This is a genomic window from Bradyrhizobium sp. Leo114, from assembly GCF_055229415.2.
On record NZ_JBUYEN020000106.1, the window covers coordinates 1 to 8,305 of the forward strand.

Genomic DNA, 8,305 nt, shown 5'->3' on the forward strand with positions numbered 1-8,305 from the left:
CGCCGTGAGCTCGCGCCGCGCACCCATGCTGATCCGTCCTGCCATCGGCGACACCGATCCGATTCGGTATCGCCGCCCCAACCCTGACGGTCAGTTCTCCGGTAACATTCTTGATGAGGCAATGCGCCCCTAAGGGCTTCCAACGTTGACCCTGCACGACATGAATTTTCCGGCGACGGTTCAAAGGTTTCGATATTATCGGCTGGGGTCAACCTTCGGCGCCGATAGGGGTCAAACAGCGCGCCGAATTACAGCGACAGGCAATCGCGAATTTTTCTGGAATAGGCCGCATTCGATCGGCGGCGGTCGGATGCGCGGCGATGATGTTCCGTAGAGGTTGATTTTCTGCTGACCGAACTTCACCGAAACACGCGGGCACCTTGCCATGGCCCCTGGGGCGGGTTCGTCGCAGCGGTGGTTATCAGCAAAACCTAGTCGGCGATGCTGATGCGAGCATCCGTGATGACCTTGGACCAGCGGTCAACTTCGGATGAAACGAGTTCCTTCAAGTAGGCCCGCGATTGATTTTCGCGTGCAGGAACGACGGCTCCCAGCTTCTCGAGACGATTGACCGTGTCCTGATCGGCCATGGCTTTCTTGTATGCGTCCTCCAGCTTGTCGATGATGTGGGCCGGGACGCCCTTCGGTGCGAAAACCGCCGTCCATGCATCTGCCTGATACGCTTTGAGGCCGCCTTCTTCGGACGTGGCGACGTCGGGCAGGACTTTCGACCTCTGCAAGGACGCGACGACGAAAGCCTTCACCGTGCCTGCCGAGACCTGCGGCGCGACCGTGATGACCTGATCGCAGGAGTAGTCGATCGCTCCGGACATGAGATCGGTCATCAATGGACCATTGCCGCGATAGGGCACTTCAGTTGGTTTGCTGCCGACCAGGATGTTGAGTAGGGCGCAAGTCAGATGGGCGTTCGAGCCGACGCCGGAGTGACCAACCTTGAGGTCCGCGCCTTTCTGCTTCATGAGCGCGATGAACTCCGGAAAGGTGGCGGCGGACAAATCTTTTCGAGCGAAAACGACGATCGGTGCGGACGCGGCGAGACCGATCGGTTCGAAGTCCGTACGTGGATCGTATTTGCGCTTCTCGTACAGCGCGAAAGATGAGGCGTGCGTGCCCATGTGCCCCGTGAGCAAGGTGTAGCCGTCGGGCGCTGCCTTCATCACACGGATCGATCCGGTCGTGCCGCCAGCACCGGCCACGTTCTCAATGATAATGGGCTTTCCCAACTGCTTGCTCATGCCTTCCGAGACGATCCGCGCGATCACGTCCGTGGCGCCGCCGGCGGCGAACGGCACGACCATCGTGATCGGCCGAGTGGGGAAGGAGCTCTCAGCGTAGGTCGCCGATGCCATCACTGAAATCAGAACCGAGAATCCGGCGGTCAGAATCGTCCTAACGATCATTTCTACCTCCCTTCTTTTTTGGTTTCGGCGGGGCGCAAATTGATCGCGTCCCCGCCGACCTTGTCAGGTCACACTAGGATAGGTTCTGGCGGTCAGAACGATTTTCTCGACATGGTCGCATTCGTCACCGGCGATGGCTGGTCCCAGTTGGTTGATCCGGCGCTTCCAGCCGACGTCAGGCGACGGCCCGGATCGCCTCGGGCATGGCTGCGATGGTTGCGCGCGTCATCTCGGCGCACCCCGATCCACCCTTGAGTTCGATGGGGACGTTCCCGGCAGCGAAAGCGGCTTCGATGGCGCGCTCGATCAGACGTGCGCGCAACTCCAATCGCTGGTCCTCGTATTTGTCGGCCAGCCAATCCAACATCATTGCGCCCGAGAGGAACATGGCGCACGGGTTCGCCTTGCCCTGTCCGGCGATATCCGGCGCCGTCCCGTGTGCAGGCTGAAACAGTGCATGGTTATCGCCGATGTCCGCCGAGGGAGCCATTCCCATGCCGCCTACAAGCCCGGCAATGAGATCCGACAGAATGTCGCCGAACATGTTCTCGGTGACGATGACATCGACGGTCCAGGGCGCCTTGACAAGCGTGAGCGCCATCGCATCGACGTAGGCATGGTCGCTCGTGACGGCGGTGTGCGATGCCGCAACTTCGTCGAACACCTTCCGAAAGAAGGCCATCGAGCTGAAGACGTTCGCCTTGTCCACGCAGGTGACGCGCGCTGATCCGCGGCGGTCCTTGCGGCGCTTTGCGAGCCGGAAGGCGTATTCGCTGACGCGCGCCGTCCCCTCGCGGGTGATCCGCATCGTATCCAGGGCCTCGCGATCCTCGATGACGGTACCTGTACCGCGTGCGTAAAAGAGGCCCTCAGTCTGTTCGCGGACGAGAACCAGATCGGTTTGGCGCGATCGGTCGTCGCTCAGGATTTGAGGCAAACCCGGAAACCAGCGTATGGGCCTGATCCCGGCATAGAGGTCGAATTCCATGCGCAGGTCGAGTTGCGGAATGATTTCGGTGCCATCGGGCAAGCGCACGTCCGGCCATCCCATCGCACCGAACAAGATCGCGTCGGCCGAGCGGCATGCGTCGATCGTGGATTTCGGCAATGCATCGCCGCTCTCGAGGTAATATTGCGCTCCCGCATTATGCGTCGTGAGCCGAAGTTTAGGGCCCTCGGCGACGTTCTCGGTTGCCGCGAGCAGTTCGATGCAGGCCGCCGCGACCTCGCGTCCGATGCCGTCGCCCGGAAGAACCGCAATATCGAGCGTGTCGTTGTGTGTCGCCATGTCGAACCTCCATGGTGGTGAATTCAAATCTGGTTCAGGCCCACTCGCGCCAGGAGAGCGAGCAACTCGCGGCCCGCGCGTTGCCTGTGAGACCTGTGAACGTTGTGCGCGGCTTCAGGATCACCTCGGCGGATTGCGTCCACGAGTGCAGAATGTTCTTCGGTCGATGCCGTGGGGATCGCGCGCATCCGTAAGGTCACCATGCGTGCCCGGTGAACTCGATCCATGAAGTTCAGGACCACGGCTTCGAGCTTCCGGTTGCCGCAAAGCGCGAGCAGGGCTTTGTGGAAATCCTCGTCGGCGCAAGCCCATGCGTCGAGATCTCCGGCCAAAAGCGCGCGCTCCATCGACGCCGTCGCGGAGACCAACGGGGCGAGGTCCTGCGTCGATAGTGAACGTTGCGCAGCGAGTCCGGCCGCAGTCGCCTCGAGCGAGGTCAGCACCTCATAGATCTCGCGCATGTCATCCGCAGAGACAGGCAGGACGCGCAGTCCGTGACGGGGAACGACGCGTACCAATTCCTCCTGCTGCAGCTTCATCATTGCCTCGCGCACAGGCGTCCGGCTCATCTTCAAGTGATCGGCAATTTCTTGCTCGGTGGCTTGGAATCCGGCGGGCCACGCGTTGTTGAGGATGAGGACGCGCATCGCCTTGTGCGCCGCATCCGAACGACTTGCGCGGGCCCTAGGCGTTGCGACTGTCGCTGAGTTTCCAGAACGAGGAATCCGGGCCCTCACCTTCGGAGCGGACTTGCCGCGGGTCTCGTGTGTTGTCGGCGCACGGCCGCGGCGTCCTGCTGATGTTCGAGACGAAGCCATTCGAGCCATCCGGTGTCTCTTTACCGTCACATTATGCATGCGATAACGTATACGTAACTGGTGAGTCCGGCAAGCCGCTCGAGGCGGTGGCTCCGGTGCCGGTTGAAACGAGGGCAGGTTTCCGCGAGAAAGCATTCGACGGAGCCTCGACGTTACGAGGCGGTCTCCGCGTCCAAGGAAGCGTCTTCGCCCCAATGGCTCATCTCGATCTCATTTCATTGCGGCTGTTCGCTTCCGTGGTTGAGCACCGCAACATTGCTCAGGCCTCTCGCGCGAACAACATCGCTGCGTCGGCCGTCAGCAAGCGGGTGGCCGATCTCGAAGCACGCTTCGGCGTCGCATTGCTGTATCGGCTTCGCGACGGGATCGAGGTCACGCCGGCGGGCGAAGCGCTTTACAGATACGTGCAGAGCATCTCGCGAATTGCCGAGGACATGGATGCCGAACTGAGCGAGTTCTCGTCAGGCGCGAAAGGCCTGGTTCGGCTGTGGGCCAACACCTCGGCGGTGACCCAGTTTCTTCCGGAAGACCTCGCATCCTATGTGGCTCAGTATCCCGAGGTCCGCATCGATCTGCGCGAGGACACCAGCGACAGGATCGTGCAGGCCGTCGGCCAAGGAACGGCGGATATCGGCGTGATATCCGATCAGATAGACCACTCCTCGATCGAGACCCGTTTGTACCGGCGCGACACCTTGATGGTGATCGTGCCAAAGGGGCACGAGCTCGACGGCCGCGACAGCGTCCGCCTCGGTGAAACCGCGTCTTATCAGCATGTCGGGCTGCAGGCGGGCAGTTCGCTGCAGGCGAAGATCCTGACGGAGGCGAAGACTTCGGACATCGACATCCGGATGCGGGTGCAGGTGTTCGGTTTCGACGGCGTCCGCCGGATGGTCGAGGCCGGGCTTGGGGTCGCCGTCCTGCCGGAAGGAGCGGTATTGCCCTATATCGAGAAGGGCGAATTTGCGGCAATGAACCTCAATGAACCGTGGGCGCAACGCTCGCTGCTGGTGGGATATCGCGAATTCCGGTCGCTACCCGTCGTGGCCCGCGCCATGATCGAATGTTTCGCGCCTGGTGAAGTCCCTAGTCCGTAGCCATCGTGATTGGCGTTGGGCGGCGTTCCCATCCAGTGATGCAACGCTTCTTCCGGAAAAGCTAGGTTCGCCCAAAGGCGATCGTCACCGACGGGATAAGCATGATCGAACGAACCAAAATCGGCTTTGTCGGCCTTGGTCAGATGGGGCGCCACGTGGCGCGTAACCTGATGAAAGGCGGAGATCCGACCATCGTTTGCAACCGTAGTCGCGACACCTTCGCGTCATTCGAGAGGGCCGGGGCGAAAACGACCACCAATTATCTCGATCTAGCCTCCTGTTCGGTCGTCTTCCTGTGTCTGCCTGACACTGCGTCCGTTGACGGCATTCTGCTTGGAAGCAACGGCCTTGCGGCGAACCTCGCACTGGGATCGATCGTCATCGACCTCAGCACGAACTCGCATGCCGCCGCTGTTAATTCCATTCCGAATGGCCGCACCCGCCAAAGTCTTGCCGATGGCGGTGAAGCTCGGTCTCGATCCCGACCTCGTCGCCGAAGTCGTCAACGGCAGCACGGGCAAAAGCTACGCGTCGGAGGTCTTCGTGCCGAACATTCCCAAGGGCGAGTTTGAGTCGGGCTATCCAATGAAGGCTGCCTATAAGGACATGATCTGCGCCGCCACGTCGTCGGCCGAGCAGCGCATCCCGCTTCCCGTTCTGGCCGCCGCGACTGCCACCTATCAGCAAGCACTGCAGCAGGGACACGGCAAACTCGATAAGGGCGCGATGATCCTTCCGAACGAAAAGCTCCTGCAGGTCGAATTCCGCATGGAGGATTTTCACGCGGCAGGCGGCGTCGGCGCCGTGTTGCGTGAACCGAAGCCGCTCCTGCATCTGGACACGATCGATATCGAAGGCGTCACTCTTGCGGAGCGCCTCGCGGCGTCGCTGGACTGGATTAATCGCTCGGTCATCCCTAGCGCTGATGATCCCGTCTCCGAGGTCGGCGGCCTGATCGCCCTGAAGAGATCGCTTGCACCGGACGGCGCCATCTTCAAGCGTGCAGCAGCATCGCCGGAGCTGTTCGAAATCGAGGGACGCGCGGTGGTATTCACCGGCCTCGAGGATCTCAGCCGCCGGATCGACGATCCCGATCTCGACGTCAAGGCAGACGATATCCTCGTTCTGCAGAATGCCCGTCCGGAGGGAGCGACCATGCCGGAGGCGGGTTATCTTCCGATCCCCGAGAAACTGGCTCGGCAGGGCGTCAAGGACATGGTCCGCATTTCGGATGCCCGCATGTCCAGAACGGCTTTCGGCACGATCGTGCTGCACGTCGCTCCGGAAGCCGCAATCGGCGGCCGTTTGGGTGCCGTTCGCACGGGAGATTGCATCCGGCTCTCGGTCGCGAACAAGAGGATCGCCCTTCCCGTTGACGACATCGAAATCGCGCAGCCGCTGGCGTCCCATCGTCAGCCGAGCGTTCCGAAACGCGGATACGAAGCGCTATATCGTCGAAGCGTATTGCAGGCCCCTCATGGCTGCGATTTCGATTTCCTCGTTGGGGACGTCGAAGGCGGCCAGGACAATCAATCGGAGACGTGCTGATGAACTTCTTCAAGATGTTGCAGACGCGGGAGGCCAATGGTCGGCCCATCCGCGTGGGTCTCATCGGTGCCGGAAAGTTCGGTTCGATGTACCTTGCCCAGGTACTGAAGACGCCGGGCGTTCATCTCGTCGGCATTGCGGACGTCGCTCCGGCACGTGCGATCGAGAACCTCGCCCGGGTCGGTTGGCCGTCCGAACGCCATGCAGCCAAATCGCTCGACGACGCGCTTGGCAATGGAACGACGCACCTGACGGATGATTGGCGCGCGGTCGTGGCCCGCCCCGAGATCGGGATCATCGTCGAATGCACCGGCAATCCGATTGCGGCGATCGAGCACTGCCTCGTGGCGTTCGAACACGGCAAGGACGTGATCAATGTCACGGTGGAAGCCGATGCGTTCTGCGGGCCGATGCTCGCCAAGCGCGCGAAGGCCTCGAATGTCCTCTACAGCCTCGCCTACGGTGACCAGCCCGCGCTTACCTGTGAACTTGTCGATTGGGCACGCGCATGCGGCTTCCCAGTCGTGGCGGCAGGGCGCGGGCATAAATGGCTGCCTGCCTATCGCAAGTCGACCCCGGAGACGGTTTGGGACCATTGGGGCGTCACCGCGGAGCAGGCGGCGCTCGGCGGCATGAACCCGAAGATGTTCAACGCGTTTCTCGACGGCTCCAAGCCTGCGATCGAAAGCGCGGCGATCGCGAATGCGACCGGTCTTGATGCGGCCGATGACGGGCTGAGCTTCCCTCCGGGATCGGTCGATGACATTGCCGCGCTGATGCGGCCCAAGGCCGAAGGCGGCGTGTTGTCGCGCAAGGGACTCGTCGAGGTCGTGTCCAGCCTTCGCCCGGACGGGACGCCGATCCCCAACGATATCCGAAAGGGCGTCTGGGTGAGCTTCGAGGGCGACACCGAATACATCCGGAGATGCTTCAAGGAATATCAGGTGATCACCGATCCGAGCGGTCGCTACATGAGTTCCTACAAGAAGTGGCACCTGATCGGTCTGGAACTGGGCATCTCGGTTGCGTCGATCGGTCTGCGCCGCGAAGCGACCGGCGTGGCCACGGCCTTCAACGCCGATGCTGTCGCGACGGCCAAGCGCGATCTGAAGGCGGGGGAAGTGTTGGACGGCGAGGGCGGTTACACCGTGTTCGGCAAGCTCGTTCCGGCTCGAAAGTCGCTCGCAAGCGGATATCTGCCGCTGGGCTTGGCCCATGGCATCAAGTTGGTCCGCGACATCCGGTCGGACGAGCCGATCGCCTGGCAGGACGTTTCGTGGGACACGAAGTTGCCAGCGTTTGCTCTCCGCAAAGAGCTCGAAGCCACCTTTGCGAGGGCGAGCGCCGCAGAGTAGGCAAAGCCGAAATCTTTCCGGACAATGGATGCCCGAAAGCGGGCCATGACAACCATCACGGCCCGATTGCTGCACATATTCGTGGCGAATGGCGTCGTTGCCGATTCCGTGTGCGGTCGGTATCAATTTTGCCAACGTGGGGTAGCGCGAGGCCTATTTCAAATGGTTGGCCGACCCTGCCAAATAGTGCGCTCCCGGAGGTGGTGATGAGCGCAGCGACAAACTCCACGACATTTCCTGTCATTCGGCTTGCAATACGGGCTCCGACGCAGCTCCGTTCATTCTGCGCCGATCAACCTGGCTTGAAGCAGATCGATTTTCCCGCGGCCGTACATTTGGTGTCTGACGAGCTTGAGGCGCGTGATCTGACCTTCAGTCTGTCCGTTGGACCAGGGCAAAGCGATTGCTGCTCGAACCGCCGCTTCATCTTTCGCGACGCCGCTGGCGAAACGAGACGACGAGGCTGGCGCGGGCGCGCTCGATCCATGGGATGAGGCCCACCTCGATCTTGCGCCGGATCATCAGGTGGAATTCGGCGATGATCTCGCGTGCCTCGACCAGGCTTGGTACGCCGGCCTCGATTGTTATTCGGCGTAGGGTCCGGAGACCGATCGGCGTCTTAAGTGATTGATTGATCTCGCAAGCGTAGGGGCGCATTGCCTCACCAAGGATGTTACCGGAGAACTGACCGTCAGGATTGGGGCGGCGACACCGAATCGGATCGGTGTCGCCGATGGCAGGACGGATCAGCATGGGTGCGCGGCGCGAGCTCACGGCG

At 61.6% G+C, this 8,305-nt stretch carries 5 protein-coding genes and 4 pseudogenes; 5 read left to right on the forward strand and 4 right to left on the reverse strand.

Translation table 11 applies throughout. The features are described 5' to 3' along the window. Positions 1–431: 431 nt before the first annotated feature. From ACZIRK_RS43945 to ACZIRK_RS43955, 3 genes are all read right to left on the reverse strand, one after another. Positions 432–1,319 carry a tripartite tricarboxylate transporter substrate-binding protein gene (locus ACZIRK_RS43945; RefSeq protein WP_245474781.1) on the reverse strand — a complete coding sequence of 296 codons (888 nt, stop codon included), beginning with the start codon at positions 1,317–1,319 and terminating at the stop codon, positions 432–434. 277 nt (positions 1,320–1,596) lie between these two features. Then, positions 1,597–2,709, reverse strand: a complete 1,113-nt coding sequence (locus ACZIRK_RS43950; RefSeq protein WP_130226804.1) for an isocitrate/isopropylmalate dehydrogenase family protein — start codon at positions 2,707–2,709, stop codon at positions 1,597–1,599. Between the two features lie 23 nt (positions 2,710–2,732). Further along, positions 2,733–3,356 (reverse strand): GntR family transcriptional regulator, encoded by a 624-nt coding sequence (locus ACZIRK_RS43955; protein ID WP_245474778.1) that lies wholly within the window; start codon positions 3,354–3,356, stop codon positions 2,733–2,735. A gap of 365 nt (positions 3,357–3,721) precedes the next feature. Between ACZIRK_RS43955 and ACZIRK_RS43960 the strand changes: the two genes are divergently transcribed. The 5 genes and pseudogenes from ACZIRK_RS43960 (at position 3,722) to ACZIRK_RS43980 (ending at position 7,527) form a co-directional block, all read left to right on the forward strand. Continuing rightward, entirely contained in the window at positions 3,722–4,624 is a 903-nt protein-coding gene (locus ACZIRK_RS43960; RefSeq protein ID WP_165435283.1) for a LysR family transcriptional regulator, read from the forward strand. A 101-nt stretch (positions 4,625–4,725) separates the two neighbouring features. Beyond that, a pseudogene (locus ACZIRK_RS43965) lies at positions 4,726–4,977 on the forward strand (NAD(P)-binding domain-containing protein); the annotation flags it as partial. A gap of 49 nt (positions 4,978–5,026) precedes the next feature. Next, a pseudogene (locus ACZIRK_RS43970) lies at positions 5,027–5,344 on the forward strand (NAD-binding protein); the annotation flags it as partial. A gap of 48 nt (positions 5,345–5,392) precedes the next feature. After that, positions 5,393–6,172, forward strand: a pseudogene (locus tag ACZIRK_RS43975) (IlvD/Edd family dehydratase); the annotation flags it as partial. Further along, the gene (locus ACZIRK_RS43980; protein WP_130226799.1) at positions 6,172–7,527 is read left to right on the forward strand and encodes an NAD(P)H-dependent oxidoreductase; all 1,356 of its coding nucleotides are present in this window, start codon (positions 6,172–6,174) and stop codon (positions 7,525–7,527) included. The pseudogene ACZIRK_RS43975 and the gene ACZIRK_RS43980, both read left to right, overlap by 1 nt. 278 nt (positions 7,528–7,805) lie before the next feature. Here the strand turns inward: ACZIRK_RS43980 and ACZIRK_RS43985 are convergent. After that, positions 7,806–8,127, reverse strand: a pseudogene (locus ACZIRK_RS43985) (ISL3 family transposase); the annotation flags it as partial. Positions 8,128–8,305: the final 178 nt, after the last annotated feature.